General features: G+C 61.3%; 16 protein-coding genes and 1 pseudogene. 8 read left to right on the top strand and 9 right to left on the bottom strand.

Annotated elements, in window-relative coordinates:
* The first annotated feature begins 190 nt into the window (after window positions 1-190).
* Window positions 191-1,354: an acetylornithine deacetylase gene (argE, locus tag AC0WRY_RS36125; RefSeq protein ID WP_128955170.1), complete on the top strand. Its 1,164-nt coding sequence runs from the start codon at window positions 191-193 to the stop codon at window positions 1,352-1,354.
* Window positions 1,355-1,813: 459 nt separating this feature from the next.
* On the opposite strand, the gene AC0WRY_RS36120 is transcribed toward argE, so the two are convergent.
* The 7 genes from AC0WRY_RS36120 to AC0WRY_RS36090 form a co-directional block, all read right to left on the bottom strand.
* Window positions 1,814-1,969, bottom strand: coding sequence for a hypothetical protein (locus AC0WRY_RS36120; RefSeq protein ID WP_164934241.1), 156 nt, complete (start codon window positions 1,967-1,969; stop codon window positions 1,814-1,816).
* Entirely contained in the window at window positions 1,970-2,155 is a 186-nt protein-coding gene (locus AC0WRY_RS36115) for a hypothetical protein (RefSeq protein WP_367401020.1), read from the bottom strand. It abuts the gene before it with no gap.
* Between the two features lie 75 nt (window positions 2,156-2,230).
* Window positions 2,231-2,470 (bottom strand): SDR family NAD(P)-dependent oxidoreductase, encoded by a 240-nt coding sequence (locus AC0WRY_RS36110; protein ID WP_128929546.1) that lies wholly within the window; start codon window positions 2,468-2,470, stop codon window positions 2,231-2,233.
* 84 nt (window positions 2,471-2,554) lie between these two features.
* Window positions 2,555-3,559 carry an Ldh family oxidoreductase gene (locus AC0WRY_RS36105; protein WP_164934240.1) on the bottom strand — a complete coding sequence of 335 codons (1,005 nt, stop codon included), beginning with the start codon at window positions 3,557-3,559 and terminating at the stop codon, window positions 2,555-2,557.
* 31 nt (window positions 3,560-3,590) lie between these two features.
* Window positions 3,591-4,649, bottom strand: a complete 1,059-nt coding sequence (locus AC0WRY_RS36100) for a ketopantoate reductase family protein (RefSeq protein WP_164934239.1) — start codon at window positions 4,647-4,649, stop codon at window positions 3,591-3,593.
* A gap of 35 nt (window positions 4,650-4,684) precedes the next feature.
* Entirely contained in the window at window positions 4,685-5,659 is a 975-nt protein-coding gene (locus AC0WRY_RS36095) for a flavin reductase (RefSeq protein ID WP_128929549.1), read from the bottom strand.
* A gap of 54 nt (window positions 5,660-5,713) precedes the next feature.
* Entirely contained in the window at window positions 5,714-6,631 is a 918-nt protein-coding gene (locus AC0WRY_RS36090; protein ID WP_128929550.1) for an SMP-30/gluconolactonase/LRE family protein, read from the bottom strand.
* Between the two features lie 205 nt (window positions 6,632-6,836).
* Between AC0WRY_RS36090 and AC0WRY_RS36085 the strand changes: the two genes are divergently transcribed.
* The 5 genes from AC0WRY_RS36085 (at window position 6,837) to AC0WRY_RS36065 (ending at window position 12,807) form a co-directional block, all read left to right on the top strand.
* Window positions 6,837-8,135 carry an NtaA/DmoA family FMN-dependent monooxygenase gene (locus AC0WRY_RS36085; protein ID WP_128929551.1) on the top strand — a complete coding sequence of 433 codons (1,299 nt, stop codon included), beginning with the start codon at window positions 6,837-6,839 and terminating at the stop codon, window positions 8,133-8,135.
* A gap of 93 nt (window positions 8,136-8,228) precedes the next feature.
* Window positions 8,229-9,215, top strand: a complete 987-nt coding sequence (locus tag AC0WRY_RS36080) for a TRAP transporter substrate-binding protein (RefSeq protein ID WP_164934238.1) — start codon at window positions 8,229-8,231, stop codon at window positions 9,213-9,215.
* Entirely contained in the window at window positions 9,212-11,080 is a 1,869-nt protein-coding gene (locus tag AC0WRY_RS36075; RefSeq protein WP_128929553.1) for a TRAP transporter large permease subunit, read from the top strand. Before AC0WRY_RS36080 ends, AC0WRY_RS36075 begins: the two co-directional genes overlap by 4 nt.
* Before the next feature lie 97 nt (window positions 11,081-11,177).
* Complete coding sequence (locus AC0WRY_RS36070; protein ID WP_164935742.1) at window positions 11,178-11,984, top strand: amidohydrolase family protein; 807 nt, start codon at window positions 11,178-11,180, stop codon at window positions 11,982-11,984.
* A 115-nt stretch (window positions 11,985-12,099) separates the two neighbouring features.
* Window positions 12,100-12,807, top strand: a complete 708-nt coding sequence (locus AC0WRY_RS36065; protein WP_128929555.1) for an RraA family protein — start codon at window positions 12,100-12,102, stop codon at window positions 12,805-12,807.
* 24 nt (window positions 12,808-12,831) lie between these two features.
* Here AC0WRY_RS36065 and AC0WRY_RS36060 read toward each other — a convergent pair whose 3' ends face one another.
* Window positions 12,832-13,698: an IclR family transcriptional regulator gene (locus AC0WRY_RS36060; RefSeq protein ID WP_128929556.1), complete on the bottom strand. Its 867-nt coding sequence runs from the start codon at window positions 13,696-13,698 to the stop codon at window positions 12,832-12,834.
* Between the two features lie 655 nt (window positions 13,699-14,353).
* Between AC0WRY_RS36060 and AC0WRY_RS36055 the strand changes: the two genes are divergently transcribed.
* On the top strand, window positions 14,354-14,812 hold the full coding sequence (locus tag AC0WRY_RS36055; RefSeq protein ID WP_128929557.1) for a helix-turn-helix domain-containing protein: 459 nt from the start codon (window positions 14,354-14,356) through the stop codon (window positions 14,810-14,812).
* A 625-nt stretch (window positions 14,813-15,437) separates the two neighbouring features.
* Window positions 15,438-17,711, top strand: a complete 2,274-nt coding sequence (locus AC0WRY_RS36050) for a T3SS effector XopP-like protein (RefSeq protein ID WP_128929558.1) — start codon at window positions 15,438-15,440, stop codon at window positions 17,709-17,711.
* Between the two features lie 546 nt (window positions 17,712-18,257).
* On the opposite strand, the pseudogene AC0WRY_RS36045 reads toward AC0WRY_RS36050, so the two are convergent.
* A pseudogene (locus AC0WRY_RS36045) lies at window positions 18,258-18,530 on the bottom strand (IS21 family transposase); the annotation flags it as partial.
* Window positions 18,531-18,556 lie beyond the last annotated feature (26 nt).

The raw sequence follows: 18,556 nt of genomic DNA, 5'->3' as shown, positions 1-18,556 counted from the left end.
CCCGCGGATGTTGACAGAAGACCCCTGAATTGTGGGCATTGGCAAATGTCGGGCAGATTGGGGTTAATTTTGTATCGACCTTTCATAGCGGAGATCTGATGCTGTCTCGGACAACCATGATGACGCTGTAGTCTGGCGACGAGCGAACGCTACGAACCTCAGAAGAACTGGAAAACTGAGCAAAATACAGATGGACAGCATCGCCATTATTCAGAGGTTGGTTGCGTTTCCGACCGTCAGCCAGGAATCAAACCTCAATTTGATTGACTTTGTCGTTCAGCTGCTTCGCGAAAACGGCGTGACCTGCCGTCTTGTCTATTCGCAGGACGGGCGAAAAGCGAGTTTGCTGGCTACGATCGGACCCGATGATCGGCCAGGCGCAATTCTCTCAGGTCATACGGACGTCGTTACGGCCGATGATCAGAGCTGGACCAAACCGCCATTTAGCGCCACACGACAAGACGGTAAGCTGTATGGTCGTGGAACTGCAGACATGAAAGGCTTTGTGGGCTGTGCCATTTCCGCCGCGCTTAAGGCGTCGAAGACACGCTTAAATGCGCCTCTCTACCTGGCACTATCATATGATGAAGAGATTGGCTGTGTAGGAGTGCGAGGTCTGCTTGACTCGATGGTGAATGAGCTGCAACGGCAATCTTTCTGTATCGTTGGTGAGCCAACAAATATGAACGTTGCAATCGGACACAAAGGCAAGGTTGCGGCTCGCGTTACTTGCGTTGGCCGGGAATGCCATTCCGCATTGGCGCCTACCGGGATAAACGCGATCCATTTGGGTTGCGAATTTGTCGAAGCCATCCGCAGAGAGCAAGCTAAGTTGTGCGACGAGGGCGCGCGGGATGCGAGCTACGAAATTCCGTATACAACGCTTCACGTCGGCACGATTAAATCGGGGGGAATGCTCAATATTGTGCCGAGCCGATGCGAGTTAGAGTTCGAGATCAGGAATGTCGCAGCGGAGATACCTGAGGAGATATTGAGTAGGCTGCGAACTAGAGCGAGTGAAATCGCCAATGGCGCAAGGACCATCGCGTCCGAAGCCGCTATAAATATTGATGTAGTCAACAGTTATCCCGGGCTCAATATCGCCTGCGACGCCCCGGTCGTCCATCTTGTCAAGTCTCTCACCGGTGACGCCAACGTGGTGAAGGTGCCATTCGGAACGGAAGCCGGCCTGTTTTTGCAGAGACTGGGGGTTCCAACGATCGTTTGCGGACCGGGGTCGATGCAGCAGGGTCACAAGCCGGATGAGTTTATCGAAATTGACCAGATTGACCGCTGCGACAAGATGTTAGATAGATTGATTGACCGACTAGCAAGCGGCCATGGCTTCCCCTGAGCGAGGCGTTGCGGCCCGATGCGGCAGGAACTCGCGCAACGATGTGACTTGCGCCCAGACATAGAGTGAGCCCGGGAGACCGCGGCGGTGAGATCGCCGAACTACCCCGCTAGACCATCACCCACTTGGGTGGCGCGGGAACCGAGCTGCCTGCGGGGTTGGACCAGCCGCTCCCGCCCGGCTGGGGCGAGACATAGGCTTCTTGGCACCACCGACCATCAAATCAGCACTCGAAGACTGCGAAGCTCGGACTGCTCAAAATCCAGCTCGCGAAGGATTTCAGCCGGCGTCCGCTCGAGGATATCGCCTCGCGAATCGCTGACGCCTGACGCGCTCTGCTCTGAACTCGACCGGACGCAAGACTGCAAGCTCAAGTTCAAAGGCGGGAGAGCTGTTGGCCACCGCCAACGTCGATATGAATGCCGATCGCATAAGGGATCTCTCCGCGAACAGGGAGGGTCACGGCCCGGCCGATCTCTTCAGGCCCCAGCGCGCCATTGGAATGCCGCCGGTGGCGATCAAATCGTCATAACGATCCTTCGCCGCGGCTGTCATCTCGGTGCGAATGATGACGAAGCTGTTCGCCTCACGACTGGCTTCCGAGCCTATCACCATCTACGACGTCAGGCCGGGTGTCATTCCAACGCCCGCCTTGCTGATACAACAGTCGGCCCTGTTTTCGCCGATGATCTCTGCATTCGCCGAGCCGATGAAGATCACCGATCCCGGGCGCCTTTCGACGAGGCCCAGGCACCTCCTCGCAAAACACTGTGTGAGGAAAAAGCCGGCACGAAGGTTGATGTCCAGCGTCCGATCGTAGCTTTCCGGCTCAAGGTCGAGGATATCCCCGCGCTGCAGTGCTGCAGTGAGCTTACGCTAGCATTGTTGACCAGGCAGGTGGCTCGCCGAGCTCTCCCGCAATCCGGGCCAGCAACGCATCGTTTCCCGATCTCGGAAAACATCGTATCTATAATACCGGTCGGGAGCCGGAATTGGCTCCTGCTCCAGATCCTCGGGACTCACGTGGGCGACGGTGAAATTGGCCTTACCGAGCGCGTCGGCGATTGCACGACCGATTCCACGCCCTGCGCCCGTAACGACCGCCACGTCCCTCATCGGTCGCGTCCTCCCACCGGCGCCGCCAGCGCACGAGACGGCCACCACAAACCGCACCTCGGAGCTCACCTGCGAACGATTGAACTAAGCTGGAAGTACCGCTCCGCCTTCTCGACCGAGTTCGGCAAGTTGTTCGAAGAGATTGCGCTCGATCGCGATCCCGACCTGGTCCGCTTGCGCGCGCAGTTCTGCCGCGCGCTCGCCGGGAATGCGGCCATTTCCTCCGACCGCTGCGAGATAGCGCTGCGTCCAAGCCTGCATGTTCTGATCGAAAGCATCTTTGCCGATGAGCGCCGCCGGATCGAACACGAAGCCGAAGGCGCCGACGCCGCCCGGGGCGCCGCCTTCCGACAACAGGGGCCTTGCCCCGGTCAGCACTCCCGCAAGCACTTCCACGATCATCGCCAGCGCGAGTCCCTTGTGACCGGCGGCCGGTAGGATCGAGCCGGCGAGCGCCGCGGTCGGGTCGGTCGTCGGCCGGCCCTCCGCGTCGATCGCCCAGCCTTCCGGGATCGGCAGGCCATCGCGTAGGGCGACGTGGATCTTGCCGCGCGCGACATTGCTCATCGCGAAGTCGATCAGCAGCGGTGGTCCGTCCGGCCTCGGCGCTGCAAATGCAATGGGATTGTTACCGATTGCCGGCCGCGTTGCGCCCCCGGGAGCCATCACCGGCTGGGTCACCTGCGACAGGAAGCCGACCCTGCCGCTTTCGGCGACGTCGAGCAGATGCGAGCCGACTGCGCCAAGATGTCCGGCGTTGCGGATCAAAAAGGGGACGAACGGTCGGGTCGGGCCAAGCGCATCCATCGCCAGTGCCAACGCCTTGGGGCCAACGATTTGTCCAAGCCCAAGATCGGCGTCGATTACCAACACCGTGCCATGCCAGCCGCATTTGATATCCGGCCTCGGGTTCAAGCCGCGGCGCGCGAGCTGGCGCCAATACGAGGGCAGACGCGCGATGCCATGGGTCCGTACGCCCGTGATGTCGGCGAGCAGCAGACGACGGGCTGCCAGCCTCGCGTCATCTTCGCCGAGTCCGGCCCGCGCGAAGATGGTTGCGACCCACGCTTCGAGCGGCGGCAGCAGCATGTTGATCGTCTCCATCGCCCGGCTTTCTATCTCAAATCTCGAACAGCAGCTCCGGGCGCGGGGTAACCTCGCCGCGTTCGACCTTGCGGACGATATCGACGATCCGCTCATGCGCCGGCGCTGCGCAGCCGGCCTCCTTCGCCTTGCGGACGATGAAGCCGTTGATCTCACCGATCTCGGTGCGCCGCCCCTTCTGGATATCCTGTGCCATCGAGGGACGCTGCAAATTGCTGCGCGCCTGCGAACCGGTTCCCTTCTGCATGTGCCGCTCGACCTCGGCCAGCGCCGTGGCGTCGCCTTCGGATGCCGAGCGTAGCAGGTTCGGCTCGATGCCCGTGATGTGCTCGAGGTCGAGGCCGAGCGACTGGCCGGTCCGGATCGCTTCGCCGCCGAGGCGGATGACGAGGCGGCGGATCACGGGATGGGCGTCGCGTTCGTTTCCGCTCATGCCGGTCGCGGCGCTGACGCCGTTGCGCATGCCGTTGACGCAGAGCTTCGACCAGCGCACGCCCCACAGATTGGTAGTGACGCCAGAGCCGTCGATCGGGGTAAACAGGGCGTGCAGCTCCTTCACGCGCGGCGTCACGCGCCCATGGACCTCACCGACGAGAATCGATTTGGTCTCGAAGTCGCGCGGCATGGTGCGACGGACGCAGCCCGGTTCATAGAGATCGACGGCGAAATTATTGCCGACGATGCAGCCGACCGTGCGTCCCCATCCGACGACGCCGGCGATGATCTCCTCGTTGATCGAATTCTGCGCCGAGACGACGTAGCCCTGCGGCGAGAGATACGGCCTGATGAGGGTCGTGCACCATTCGGTATCGTAGGATTTGCTGGAGATGATCGCGATATCGATCGGCCGCTGCCTCGAAAGGCTCTGCACCTCGGTGAGGTGCATCGTCGGGACCGAAACGATGCAGGTTTCCTCATCCCTCATGCCGGACAGATGCAGCCCGCGTTGGCGGATCGTCTCGATGTGCTCGGGCCAGGGATCGATCAGCGTGACGTCGTTGCCGGTGCGCGCCAAATGGCCGCCGAGATAGCTGCCGACAGCGCCGGCGCCGACGATTGCGATACGTTTCTTCATTACCATTGTTCCTTCGTCGTCGGCCTTGGTTCTTACTATGCCGTCGGTGCGCGGCGAACGAGCTTGTCGAGAACGTGCCGGCAACTCGCGATCTCGCCGGGCGAAATGCCGGACAGTTCCTTTGCCTCGATTGCGCGGGCGCGCGCGTGTAGTGCGTGGTTGCGGTCGCGTCCCATGGCCGTGAGTGTCAAGCCGCCGCTAGCGTCGGCCTCGACGAGGCCCATGCGCACTAGCTCGTTCACGGTGCTCTCCGCGGCGTTGAGCCCGAGAAACAATTCAGGCAGCAAGCTCGCGAGCGTGCGTCCCGGCAACGTTTCGATCGCGGCCATCAACCGGCTCTGCAGGACGCTGAGACCTTCGGCATGGCGACCCTCGTCGAGCGCTGCCGAGAGCACGCCATGGGCACGATACATCAGCGCCGTCATGAACTCATTCATCGGGCCGCCGGCGTGCGCCTGTCCGGTCGCCTTCGACAGGTCGGTGGGATCGGCGAAGTCGGCGGCCATGCAATAGCGTCCTTGCGCAAACAGTAGCGGGCCGCGGTCGTGGCGCACGAAGCGTTCGACTTCACCCAGCATGATCAGATGATCGCCGCCGGGATATTCGGCCGCCTTGCGGCATTCGAAGCTGCACAGCGTTCCCTCGAGCAGCGGTGCGCCGCCGATGCCGCGCTTCCAGGAGACGCCCCCGAACTTGTCGCCGCCCGAGCGGCCAAAATGATTTGAGAGAGCGATCTGGTCGCTGGATAGAATGTTTACGGCGAAATGCGTGGCGACCTTGAAGGTCGGGAAGCTCTGGCTCGTTCGCTTGGCCGACCACAGCACGAGCGGTGGATCGAGCGAGACCGAGGAGAACGAGTTCGCCGTCATTCCGACGAGCTCGTCACCGTGAGCGGCGGTGACGACGGTCACGCCGGTCCCGAATTGGCCGAGGCAGCGCCGAAACGCGGCCGGATCTGCCTTGGGATCGCCGCTGTCGACGGCCGCGATGGTCGGGGAGAACTGCTGCATGGCGTGCACTCGGCCTTCTGGTCAGTCGCTCGGAGGTTGCTGCGAATATCCTGATCACGCAGCGTGGGAGTACATCGGCCGTCCCGCCACCGGCATTTCCGCTGCGAGGATCGTACCGCTCTTCGATTCCGTGATGAAGAGTGTCCGCCGATCCGGACCGCCATAGGCGCAATTGGTGGTGAGAAGTCCCTTCGGAGACTTGATGCGCAGCATCGGTTCTCCGAGCGCGCTGAACAGCCAGGTGGCGCCGAGGCCGACGTGACAGATCGCGATATTGTCGTCCTCGTCGATCGCAAGGCCATCGGGGCCGCCACCTCCGGAAAGCTGGATGAAGGTGCCAACCTTGCTTGCGGTGCCGTCGCGCATCAGCGGCACCCGCCAGATCGCATTGGCGCGCGTCACCGCCAGAAACAGCATCGTCTCGGCCTTGTTGAGCACGAGGCCATTCGGGCTCGGAATCCGGTCGAGCACGCAATCGAGCTGGCCACTGGGTCGCAATCGATAGAGGCGGCCGCTCGGATCATGCAATCCGGTCTGCCCCTGATCGGTGAAGTACATGTCGCCGTTCGAGGCGAACACGAGATCATTGACGCCCTTGAATCGCTGCAACAGCGAGCGCTCCAGGAAGGGCTCGACGCGACCCGTGGCCGGGTCGAACACCATGATGCCCTGCTTGTGGTCGGTGATGAAGCCGCGCCCGTCCCTGTGAAACTTCAGGCCGTTCGGCTCACCGTCGTACTCCGCGCCAACACTGACCTCACCGTTCGGCGTGATGCGCAACAGGCGGCCCCAAGGAATGTCGACGACCCAGAGATCGTCATTGCGGTCAAAGGATGGGCCTTCGAGAAAGGTCGGCGTCGGTGCGCCGTGAAACTGCACCTCAGCCCATTCCGAGCGCTGGCCGCTCTTGAACAGATGCTCGGGGATTGCAGTGAAGACGCGCGCCTCCACGCTTGGCGGTGCTGCATACATCGTCGAGTTCTCCCGTGCGCGGAGTTAATCCGCGTCTCGTTAAGCCGCGCATTCCGTGACGACACGTGAGCGCAACCGGCTTGACAGCCGTGGTGATTGGCTATCTATTCTTATATAAGGATAACGTTCCGAAATGAGAACGCAAGGAAAAACCGGGGCGTCGCGCCAGCGCGATGCGGCTCGGCTTTTCGGAGGGAGCGACTTCATGCGTGGCGGCATGCACTTGATCGGGTTTCTGATCAACTCGCCTATCAATCACACGATCCTGAGCTGGTCGGATCCCGCCGATCAGCGTCTCGAGGCGATGGGAAGCCTGAAGCGCTGGCAGAGGCTTGCGCAGACCTATGAGCGCGGCCTGTTCGATGGGCTGTTCTTCGCGGATACGCCGGGTGTGTTCGACCGCTACAAGGAGCGTTCCGACGAGGCGGTGCGCTACGGCGTGTGCTGGCCGCCGCACGATCCGGTCGTTCTGCTGAGTGCACTCGCCGCCGCCACCGATCGGCTCGGCCTTGCGGTGACGCTCTCCATTTCGGCCAATCATCCCTATCAGGCGGTCCGCTCGCTCTCGACGCTCGACTATATGAGCGGCGGTCGGGTCGGCTGGAACATCGTCACTGGCCATCTGCGCGGCGAGTACCGTGCACTCGGTCTCAATCAACTCGATCACGACCAGCGCTACGATCGCGCCGATGAATATATGGAAGTCTGTCGTGCGCTCTGGAGCGGGGTGCGCGAGGGCGCGGTCCAGGCCGACAGGACGACAGGCGTCTATGCTGATCCGGCCAAGGTGGACATCATCAATCACGAGGGCGAGTATTTCCGCTGCCATACGGTGCCGCCGGCTTTGCCGTCGCGGCAGGGCCATCCGGTGCTGTTCCAGGCCGGATCCTCCGGCCGCGGCCAGCGCTTCGCGCAGAAGCACGCCGACGTGGTGTTCTCCATTCAACCGCATCTGGGCGGCATGAAAACCTTCATGCAGGAGCTCGGCGCAGCATCGGGGAGCGCGGCCGCGCCCAAGGTGACGTTCGGCGTGCAGCCGATTCTCGGAAGCTCCGAGGCGGAGGCGAGGCGCCGGCTCGACGAATTCGCCGCGCGCATTCCGCTTGAGGCCGCGCTGAGCCGCTTGTCCGGTTCGCTCGGGGTGGATTTCAGCCAAGTCGAGCTCGATCTGCCGCTCGAGGAGCAGAAGACGCAGGCATCGCAGGGTCTGATGAAGGCCATGTCGGCCTCGTTCGAGAATCGCCGCTTCACGCTGCGCGAGGCGGCGGTACGCTGGGGCCTTGCGGTCGGCATGCCGCAACTGATCGGAACACCGGAGCAGGTTGCCGATCAGCTCGAGACGATCTGGCGGGAGACCGGGTGCCACGGTTTCAATATCACGCCGACGACCACGCCCTCCAGCGTCGAGGAATTCGTTGACCAGGTGATCCCAATTCTGCAGAAACGAGGTGTGTTCCGCACCGCATATGAGGGCGAGACGTTCCGCGAAAATTTGCTGAACTGAACGGCAACGGCCACGCGAGTTGGCCGCGTTCCAACGAGTATCGTTACGAGCAGGGAGGAGATCGTGACAATGAATCACACTCGGAGAGCGTTCGTGAAGACGACGCTGCTCGCGGGCATCGGCGCGCCGGCCCTTGGTCTTTTCGCGCCGAACATCGCGCGGGGGCAGGGGGCGGTCACCCTGAAATTCGCTCATCCCGACAGCAACCTCCATCCCAACCACAAGATGGCGGAAGCCTTTGCGGGCCGGGTAGGCGAACGCACCAATGGCGCTGTCAAGATCGATATCTTCGCCGGCGGACAGCTTGGCTCCAGTGTCAGCATCGCGACCGGCGTTGCGACCGGGACGGTCGATCTCGTGTACCACACCGCGGGATTCCTCTCCTCCATCTTCCCAATGATGCAGGTGCTCGATCTGCCGTTCCTGTTCCGCGACGCGCGCAGCGGCGAAAGGGTGACCGATGGCGAGATCGGCCAGATGATCTTCGCCAGCCTCGCGCCGAAGAATGTCTATGGCCTGGCCTGGAGCACCAATGGCTGGCGGGTGGTGGAGACCACCAGAAAGGTCGTGCGAGCTCCCGACGACCTTTCCGGGATGAAGTTCAGGATCCAGCAAAGCCCGGTCTTCGTCGCGATGGCCAAGGCATTCAACGCCCAGCCCGTGTCGCTCGACGTTTCCGAGATGTATCTGGCGCTGACGCAGAACACGATCGACGGCTACGAATTCCCGCTGCTCTCCGTCGTCGCGACCAAGCTGCACGAGGTGACGAAATTCGTTTCCGAAACCAATCACACCTACAACGCGATGGCGCTGCTCGGCTCGAAGTTCAAGCTCGACAAGCTCGATCCGACGCACCTGAAGGTCCTGCGTGAGGAAGCGCTGCGGTTCGGCAACGACACCCGCAAGTCGATCGTCGAGGCCTCCGCCGCGGCCAAGAAAACCTGCCAAGATGCCGGCATCCAGTTCAACCCCGTCGACTACGCGCCGTTCAGGCAAAAGGTCGAGCCCGTGTTCGCTCAGTTCCGCACGTCGATGGGCGAGCAGCTCATCGACAAACTGCTGAAAGCCGCCGAGGGATGACCGAGCAGGTCTGTGATGTTCCGGCTTCAGGGCACAGCCACGCTCTGTCGCGCTTTGGTCTCGGTGCCATCGCCGAGATCATGGTGGCGATCGCGCTGGCGTTGCAGCTGGCCATCACGCTGCTCTCCGTGCTGATTCGCGAGGTGACGCCGTTCTCCATCCTGTCGGTGGACGAAACCGCAAAATTGTCGCTGAGCGTGATTGCCTTCATGGGCGGCGCCATCGCCTATCGGCGCGCCGAACATGCCTCGATCGAGGTCATCACAAAGCGTTTGACCCCGCACTGGCGACAGGTCCTGGGCTGCGTGGTCGACCTTGGGGTGCTGGTGACGGCGATATCCATCCTCCGGGGCAGCGCCTCGCTGTTCATGGTCCGTCTCGACGAGCATCTGCCGATCACGGGTTGGCCGACCGCCACCCTGGTCGTGCCGCTCGGGCTCGGGCTGCTGCTGATCGCCCTGACCGCCGCCGAGCGGCTCTTGGCAAAGCGCGGGCGACCGCTCCTGGTCGCGCTTGCCGCCGCTACCGTGCTTGCCGGCTGCCTGTTCGCCGATGCCAGCCTCTTCACACAGACTTTCAGCTCGCGATATTCGCTGGTGGCGCTCTTGATCGTGCTGTTCGCCATGATCGGCATCGGCATGCCGATCGGCTTCGCACTGATGGCGGGCTCGCTGATCTACCTCCTGGCCAACGACATTCCACTGGTCGCGATCGCGCAGAGCATGATCGACGCCAACAGCAACTTCATCCTGCTGGCGTTACCGTTCTTCATCCTCGCCGGCGGTATCATGGATCAGGGCGGAATCAGCGTGCGCTTCGTGCGCTTTGCGATGTCGCTGGTCGGCCATTTCCGTGGCGGTCTGCTCCAGGTGGTGGTGATCACGACCTATCTCGTGTCGGGTATCTCCGGATCGAAAGCGGCCGACGTGGTCGCCGTAGGATCCGTCATGCGGCGAGAGCTTGAAAGAACGGGCTACAAGCCCCAGGAATCCGCCGCGGCGCTGGCGGCATCGGCCGCAATGTCCGAGACGATCCCGCCGAGCATCGCGATGCTGATCCTCGGAACGGTGACACCGGTTTCGATCGGCACGCTGTTCGTCGCCGGTCTGATACCCGCGGCAGTGATTGCCGTGATGCTCATGCTGCTGATCTATGTTTCCGCCCGCAACAGCGGTTTGTCCGCCAATCCCAAAGCGACCGCCGGAGAGCGAGCCAGGGCCGGCACGGACGCGTTGCTGCCGCTCGGCATGCCGGTCATCATGATCCTCGGCATCAAGTTCGGCTTCGCCACACCGACCGAAGTGTCCTCGATCGCCGTGCTGTATGGGCTTGTCCTCGCATCCGTGTTCTATCGCGCGCTCACGCTCAGGGCATGCGCCAGAATCCTGATTGAAGCCGGACGGCTGACAGGGATGGTTCTGTTCATCGTCGCGGCCGCGGGCGCATTCGGCTGGGTGTTGACCGCCGCCGGGCTGAACGCGCATCTGAGCCAGGTCGTCGCGCTGCTCGGCAACAGCAAGTTGCTGTTTCTCCTGGGTTCGATCGCCCTGATCATCATCGTCGGGGCCTTGCTGGAGGGGTTGCCGGCGATCATCATCCTCGCACCCGTCCTGATGCCGATCGCCAATCAACTCGGCATCGATTCCATTCATTATGCGATGGTAATCATCCTGTCGATCGGCGTAGGCGTCTTCATGCCGCCTGTCGGCATCGGCTTCTATATCGCTTGCGCTGTCGTACGCGCGGACATCGACCAGGCGTCGCGATCGATGGTGCCGTACCTCGTTGTGCTCTGTCTCGGCGTGCTGCTCATCGCCTATGTCCCCTGGTTTACGCACGCGCTGCCAAATCTGATCGGGAAGTGAGGCTCCGGACCGTCTGCCGCGGTCGAAGGTCTCGACGATGTCGTGCCAAGAAGAAAGAAGAACGGTGACCCGGAGTTCTCAAGCAAGTTTCAAGACCATGCCGGGACGGACCGATACCCATTTCCATGTCTTCGGCCCGGAGGCCCGATATCCCTATCGGACCGAGCTGACCTACGCGCCGCCTGCTGCAACACCCGCAGCCTATATGGCGTTGGCCGAGCGGCTTGGCATCGATCGTGCCGTCATCGTCCAGGCCAGCGTCTATGGATCGGATAACAGCCGGCAGCTCGATGCGATGCGCGAAATCGCAGGCGTGGAAACACGTGCAGTTGTCGTCGTCGATCCCGATGTCTCGGACGAAGAACTCGACGAGCTACACCACAAGGGCGCGAGAGGCGTGAGGTTCATTGCGACCCGGCCAGGCAGCTTGCCGCTCGCACAGCTGGAGCGAATTGCATCCCGGATTCGGCGATGGGGCTGGCATGTCGCGCTGATGCTCGACGGTCGCTCCATCGTCGCGCTTGAGGACCGGCTGCAAAAATTGCCGTGCCCCTTCGTGATCGATCACCTGGCCGATCCCGACGCCCAAAAGGGAACGGAACAACCTGCTTTTCAGGCTCTCCTTCGGCTGCTCCGATCGGGCAATTGCTGGACGAAGATTTCGGCGCCGTATCACATGAATACCGCTGCACCGGCTTATGACGAGCTCGAGCCGCTCGTCGAAGCCTTATTGGCTGAGGCACCGGATCGTCTGCTGTGGGCGACCGACTGGCCGCATGCCGCAACGCATGGACCGACCCCTGACGCGACAGATCTCCTTTCGGCGCTTTATTCGTGGTGCGACGAAACCGTCCTGACCAAGATCATGGTTCGAAATCCGGCGGCTCTGTACGGATTTGGCTGATGCAATGCTCGATCATGACCGTTGGCAGATGCGGCTCGTGTGAGCACCCGAGGATGCGGCTCCGGGCAACTTGAAAACCCTTCGTACGTGAAGAACGCTTACAGAAAGAGGAAACATGCAGTCCGTCATCTACAAGCGCATTCCGCAATGCCCGGCAGACCTCCTGGCCGAGGTCGCAAAATATCCGGTCTCCGATTTGCACGAGGCACTCGGCCCGGTCGAGGGGCGCATGCAGCTCATGAGCTCGCGCATGCGGCCGATCGCGCCAGGCCAGCGGATCGCGGGCCAAGCCGTCACGTCGTATAATTTCCCTGGCGACAACCTCATGATCCATGCCGCCCTCAACGTCGCGCAGCGAGGCCAGGTGCTCGTCCTCGTCAACGGCGGTGGCGCGCACGGCTCGTTGTGGGGCGACGTGGCCGCGACCTTCGCCAAGCAGAAGGGGATTGCGGGCATCATTGTCGATGGTCCGGCCCGGGATGTCGCTGCGCTGCGTGAGCTCGGCTCGCTGACCTGGTCGACGTCGATCTCCTCCAGTCATCCCGAAAAGCGCGGCCCCGGCGCGGTGAACGTGCCGATCGTTTGCGACGGCGTACGTGTGGATCCCGGTGACGTGATCGTCGCCGATGATGACGGGGCGCTCGCGATTCCGCTGCGCTCGCTCGAGCGTGCGGTGAAGGGCGCACGGGAGCGCAATCGGAAGGAGATCGAGCTGCGCGACCGTCTGAAGACCGGCTCGTCGTTGTTCGAGCTGCTGCAGATGGACAAGAACGTGCAGGCCGCCGGCGCTGAAATCAGGGATACTCTCTGGATTGACGGCTGACCGGACGGCGTCCCTGGCGCGAGGTCATTTCTTGCGCCGCTTGCCGGTGTCGGCCCGCTCGGCAGAATCTTCTGCCGGCGGATATGGGCCGCGATAGCCGAGGATCTGCGAGATCTGTTCGGCGGCCTTGAAGGTCAGCCGCTCGATGTGCTCGCGCGCAAGCAGCAGGCGCGCGGTAGGGCCGGCGATCGTCACCGAGCAGCTGACGAGGCCGGCCTCGTCAAAACAGGGGCTCGCGATGCCGGTGGCGCCATCAATTATACCATTAGCGTCGACAACGACGCCGCGGTGACGGATTTCGGGGAACATGGCGACGAGTTCCTCTTTCGAGGATGTGTCGTCCGTGAACTTTACAAACTTGGTCTGGGTCAGATACGCCGTCTGAACATTCTCTGGTAGGAATGCCAGCATCGCCTTTCCTGCGGCCGTACAATACAGCGGCCGCCGGTTGCCGATGCGGACCGCAAAGCGCAGCGGCTTTTCCGATTCGATGACATCGACGTAAGATATCTCGTGGCCCTCCTCGGAGAGGACACCGAGCAGGATCGTCTCCTCGGTCTCTCGTGCGAGCCGCTCCAGGACGGGACGCGCACATTTCGGGAACGATCGAGCCTGAGCCAGGCTCGCGCCAAGCTTGATCGCTTGATCGCCGAGAATGTAGTGGCCGTTGTCGCTGCGAGCATATCCCCCGCCTTCGAGCGCGCGCATGAGGCTGAAGACGCTCGTTTTCGGCAGTTTTAGGCGGTCACTGAGCTTTGCCAGCGTAAGACCTTCCGGTTCGGCCGCTAACGCCTGCAGGATATCCATCACCCGAAGCGCCGAACGAGGGCCGCTGAAGGCCCGTTCGGTTGTCCTCGCGTTGTTGGACATTTGTTCGTCGTGGCGTTTCATCGGTTGATCTTACTTTCATTATTCCTGTCATTCGATTAGCCAGAGCGCAAGCAGCCCAAGCGAGCATCAGTTGAGGGTCCAGATAGACCGTTCTAACAGCTATAGGTTATACTCCACGCAGCCGACCGCGACGCGGCTGGCCGTTGTCTACCCATGTCATCGCCAATGGGGCGGATTGGGCTCAGGTGCTGAAAGAATATGAAGATCTCCCCAGCCATGCCTCGCTAGGTCCGTTTAATCGGCGTGGAACGAGAAGCGCACGAGCGCAAGCTCCGACTGCACGACCCTCGGATGCGTATCGAGGGTCAGAGCCGAGCCACATTGCGGATGAAGCCGTCGGTCCTGTTAGGATGTGAGAGCAGGGCCGGGGGGCTGAACGGAAAAAGATCAGTCTTGATAAAACAGCCTTCCCCCTATGCGTAGGCTCTGCCCAGAATTACTTCTGGACTTCACCGGGCGGTTGCCCGGTCCTGGGCCAGTTCCGCAGCATTCCATGCTTATCCGGGGCGGCCCCGAAAGTCTCACCTTGCATTGAGCTACTTGACCCCGGGGAGGGGACCCCAGCCAACCGGAACTTCAGTATTTTCGTTTATTTCACTTGTTGCGTTTATTTCGAATATAGCCTACATACAATGCCGTACCGAGGAGAACAACGATTACGATGCCAGCCTACGCCGAAGAGCTGGGAGGTACTCGCCTGCCTTCCGCGAGCGAGAAGGCGGCAGCCAACCAGCTTCGTCAAATACTCGCGTCGCATGCGACTGGGGATGCCAAGCTACGCGTGCTCGACGATGCTCAAAAGGCTGCTGAGATAACCTTGTCGCCGGCCCTGTCGAGCCTCTTAATGGAATTGCTTCGGCACATCGGCCGCGGCGATGCGGTGACCCTTGTGCCTGTGCATGAGATGTTGACCACACAGCAAGCTGCCGACATCCTAAATGTCTCACGTCCGTTTCTGGTTTCTCTGCTAGAGAAGAACGAAATTCAGCACGTGACAGTGGGGCGTCATCGCAGGATTAGGGCAGAGGATCTATTCGCCTATAAGCGCACGCGTGATGAGAAGCGAGGCAACGCGCTTGCGAATCTCGCCGAGCTGGACGCGGAGCATCTGTAAGCTTGTTTGCGAATCGTTTCACCGCATTCGTCGATGCGTGCTCCCTTGCGAGTGCCCTCAAAAATAGACTGGCCTCAGGCAGCACAATTTTGATGCAGCTCTGATTTCGGATATTCCAAAATGAAGGTTGTGCAAATCAACGAAAGCTGACTGAGATCAATCGCCTGCGTGTAAAACGACCCGCTGGCTGTCTCCTGCACTCGCGCCACTCTCGGTCTCTGCGCCGAACTAGCGCTATCAAAGGCAGTATTCCCGCGACTGGACCACCGATAGATCATCGCTTCCAACTGCCCGCGAAGGTCAATCGAATGCTCTGCGTATTCAGCCCGACTGTGATCGCACCATCGGCTCTGCAGCGTGCGCGTCCGATACCTCGCCTGCTGAGGGCCCACCAGCCTCTGCTTTAGGGCGGGGAGTGTTGCGCTCCGTCTCCACGGCCTGGTTGCAAAGCAGGACGCGTGTCTGCAGACCGGAAACCTCAAACCAAGGCATCTTCTATGGAATTGGAAGCACGGTGATTCTGATTTTCGTGGTGAGTCCGGGAGAATGCCGTTCGTCAGCTGATCGTCAGCCAAGCCGTCTATCTAATTAGGCTTCACGTTCTCGCCTGGATCGGAGTTAGAATATGACGGGTATTGGCCGGCCTGGCAAATCGCTCGTTGGGGCTCCCGGAGCCGACAGCACTTGGGACTCGAGCAGTTTGCGTTCAGAATCGAGTCTCGCCGCTGGGGAGGGCGGCCAATCCTTCTATTCCATCGTGGAGCGAATGCGCTCTTGGCCTCAGGATAGAGCGGCGTTGGTCGGCAGCCAGCCGCGAACTTCGGATATGGCAGTCCCCATTTCATCGACGGGTGACGAGATCAAGGCAACAAAGCGACAAATGGAAAGCCTGCTCTCGGAAGTTGGCGCTCGCAGTAAGGCGGCCATGCAAGCGCGGAGCTCGTCAGAGGCACAAGAGCTGATCGACAAGCTCATCCAGGTCGGCTCAAAAGTTCTGGAGTACTACGCCAGCCTGCCCCAGCACGAGGCGCGCAGGATTCTGTCTGACGATCAGGCTCGCGGTCTCCGGGACGAGGTGCTCCATGCGGCGGAGCAATGTAACGCTCTGGCCACCCCGACCATCTACGCCTTGGAGCAGAGCAGGAAAAGTGCAACCGTCGTGCTCCAACGGATGCTATCCAACACTCCCTCTGACCTACTGAACCGAGCGGTTTCCGGCGTAGCAAACCGCTATGCGGACTGCATGGAGTGGTGGGGAAAGAAGGCGTTGCGTTCGGAACGGATGCAATGCGTCTGCGCCGCTACTGCTAATTTACCCAATGTAACGGCCCAAAAGCGGCAGGCCGACGAGGCCGCACTGCGGCTGCACAGCGGTTGGGCACTGCACACCAAGTGCATGCATCTGCAATCGCAGGTCGCTCTCGCACAAATCATGATTGAGCCTCTCGAAAGCACGTTCGACCCAGCCACGAGGGAAATCCTCATGGCCGAGAACGGACGGGCTCGCCTGCTCGGCACTTTCATCGATGACGTTTTTCCGGCATTCATATCGACAAAGGACGCAGTTCTACAGAGCCAAGGACGCGCACTCGACGCGGCGCACTGCGCGGTCCTGGAAGGAGTTATGGAGCGGCTTTCTGAATTTGCGTTGGGAGTGCACAACCTCGTTTCAAAGCTAAGGGGTCAGGGGACCGGTGACGACCTGCCATTGAAACTGTTGCATCAGATCGTGGAAAGCGCGTGGGTCACTGCACACGACGTTATGCGGCTGCTGGATCTACAGCCCAAAACGTCGGCCATCAATTCACCGGCGGTCGAAGCAGGGGCTGCGAAGCCGGCCAACGCTACGCGAGAGGCTGTAGCGGCCGAAGGCACTTCTGCGCGCAGGAAGGGTAAAGCCAAACGTACACCGAGCACTCTCGCCGGGAGTTCGGCACGCGACGGGACGCAGCTGCAGATCGCTACAACCGACAAAGCCACGGCGCCAGCAGCCAAAGTTGTGGTGCTCTCGGATCTGGGTACGAAGAAGCTCGTGAGCGCGGAAGAGGCGCATGCGAGGGCGACATCCTCGGCGACGGCACACTTGGCGATCTGGCAGGCCCCGCCATCAATGGAGACGCTGGCGCGCCTACTCGAGCGGTTGGACGCACTTTTGCAGTTTGATCTGGCTGGTCAGCAACGGGCCGTCTCGCAAGCCCGCCAAATGAAGCCCGAGGACGCCGACCACGTTGTGGATGCCGTGATCGAGCGCCTGCAGACCCAGGCCGCCGAAATGCAGGCTTGTGAGGGTTCGCTCGCGGAGCCTGGTCGACGTATCCTACTCACGCCAACGCAAGTGCCCGAGGTGCATGGCAAGCTAGTCCGACTCAAGATGATGCGGGCCGAGGCGCAGGGGCTCGCCAAGACTTTGGACGAGCGAAGGGCATTGACTAGGATTGAATGCATGAAGACCTACGGCTTTCCGTCGCAGAAGTACCTTGAACAGTTGCGCGCGGCCGGGGAGTTGGCGCCTGCCGATCTACCGCGCGCGTTAAAGGGCGAGCCAGGGGTGCTGTTTCAGGTTAAGCTGCAACCCAAGGCGCTGCGCAATGGTGCAATGCCGAGCCCCATGTGGGTTCACATCCATACGAAGCGACCGGTACATACGGGCCAGTTGGCGACGCTGGATGACGCCGACTTCGCCGCTTGCCACGTCAAGTCCAACGAACAACGCGGCTATAATCAGCAGTGGCAGAACGCCCGGGCGGCGACGGGCTGCGAAAACGTCGTGATTCACCGCGGCAAGCTCACGCCTGCGTTCTGTAAGTCCTTGTTGGCCACAGTGCGTAGTGACATCCCACCCTATCGGCTTGCCGAGGCGGAGCAACTGTCAACGCAGGCCGCTCGACTTGGGATCTAGGGGCTTTAACGGTAGAGTACCGAGTGGCGACATCATTGGTCAGACCAGGAAATCCGAAGCCAGTGGGCCGTAATCGGGGTCGTGGGCCTACAAGCTGGCCGGCGACAGCTTGCGCGCGACTGTCCGGTCTGGCCGCAGCGATTGGAAGGAGACAAACTGAGCGTCGGGCGCACCCTTTCGCCGACGCGGACGATCAGCCCGCGTAAGTAGGTCAGGCAGGCTTTGTTGCAGCGAGTCGCCAGCGCGATGTTTCGACAGGAGATTTGGTACAAGTGTTGCAGGTACGAGGTGAGGTCTTCGATGCGGAAATTCTTTCGGTGTTGGGAAAGATCTATGATGAAGCGGTGGCGGCGCTGCCTGCAAGTATGCGAACTCCCGTCAATCGAACAGAGCTTGCCAAGCTGGTACTTAGGCGCACGGCCGCTGGTGAGGCCGAACTGGCTCTCCTAAGAAGGCTAACGGTGGCTATTGCGCCAGTCGCTTAGGCGAGCAGCGGTTGAATGCCTCTACTTGAATTCCAGAACTATAACCGCGTTACCACGGCCGGCGCAGGTCTTCGAAGATCCGGATCAACGTCAGCTGTTCACGAGCCGGTTTAGCATCGTTCGCCGCGAGCAGTCCGTCAAGCTCTACTGGCCATCCTCCCAGCTTTGGCCGCGGCTGCACTTGGCGGTCAAACTCGAAGGAGGTCTCCCCAGACCTCAGTACCTTTCGGACCGTGTTCCGCGACACCTTCGGGTCACAGGCGATCTCCTTGATCGTCTTGCCTCTGATGAAGTGCTCACGCCGTATTCGCGCAATCGTCTCCATGACCAGCATCGCCGACCACCTGCTTCATTCCAAAG

This window comes from Bradyrhizobium sp. T-12 (genome assembly GCF_058314695.1).
The sequence above is the reverse complement of the archived record's forward strand: the minus strand, read 5'-3'. Positions and strand labels throughout refer to the sequence as shown.

Bases quoted from the DNA above. Each gene is read 5' to 3' on its own strand.
- AC0WRY_RS36070 (WP_164935742.1), top strand. From the start codon at position 11,178: ATGCCGGGACGGACCGATACCCATTTCCATGTCTTCGGCCCGGAGGCC.
- AC0WRY_RS36050 (WP_128929558.1), top strand. From the start codon at position 15,438: ATGACGGGTATTGGCCGGCCTGGCAAATCGCTCGTTGGGGCTCCCGGA.
- AC0WRY_RS36075 (WP_128929553.1), top strand. From the start codon at position 9,212: ATGACCGAGCAGGTCTGTGATGTTCCGGCTTCAGGGCACAGCCACGCT.
- AC0WRY_RS36095 (WP_128929549.1), bottom strand. From the start codon at position 5,659: ATGCAGCAGTTCTCCCCGACCATCGCGGCCGTCGACAGCGGCGATCCC.
- AC0WRY_RS36120 (WP_164934241.1), bottom strand. From the start codon at position 1,969: ATGGTGATAGGCTCGGAAGCCAGTCGTGAGGCGAACAGCTTCGTCATC.
- argE (WP_128955170.1), top strand. From the start codon at position 191: ATGGACAGCATCGCCATTATTCAGAGGTTGGTTGCGTTTCCGACCGTC.
- AC0WRY_RS36100 (WP_164934239.1), bottom strand. From the start codon at position 4,649: ATGAAGAAACGTATCGCAATCGTCGGCGCCGGCGCTGTCGGCAGCTAT.
- AC0WRY_RS36060 (WP_128929556.1), bottom strand. From the start codon at position 13,698: ATGAAACGCCACGACGAACAAATGTCCAACAACGCGAGGACAACCGAA.
- AC0WRY_RS36065 (WP_128929555.1), top strand. From the start codon at position 12,100: ATGCAGTCCGTCATCTACAAGCGCATTCCGCAATGCCCGGCAGACCTC.
- AC0WRY_RS36110 (WP_128929546.1), bottom strand. From the start codon at position 2,470: ATGAGGGACGTGGCGGTCGTTACGGGCGCAGGGCGTGGAATCGGTCGT.
- AC0WRY_RS36105 (WP_164934240.1), bottom strand. From the start codon at position 3,559: ATGCTGCTGCCGCCGCTCGAAGCGTGGGTCGCAACCATCTTCGCGCGG.
- AC0WRY_RS36085 (WP_128929551.1), top strand. From the start codon at position 6,837: ATGCGTGGCGGCATGCACTTGATCGGGTTTCTGATCAACTCGCCTATC.
- AC0WRY_RS36090 (WP_128929550.1), bottom strand. From the start codon at position 6,631: ATGTATGCAGCACCGCCAAGCGTGGAGGCGCGCGTCTTCACTGCAATC.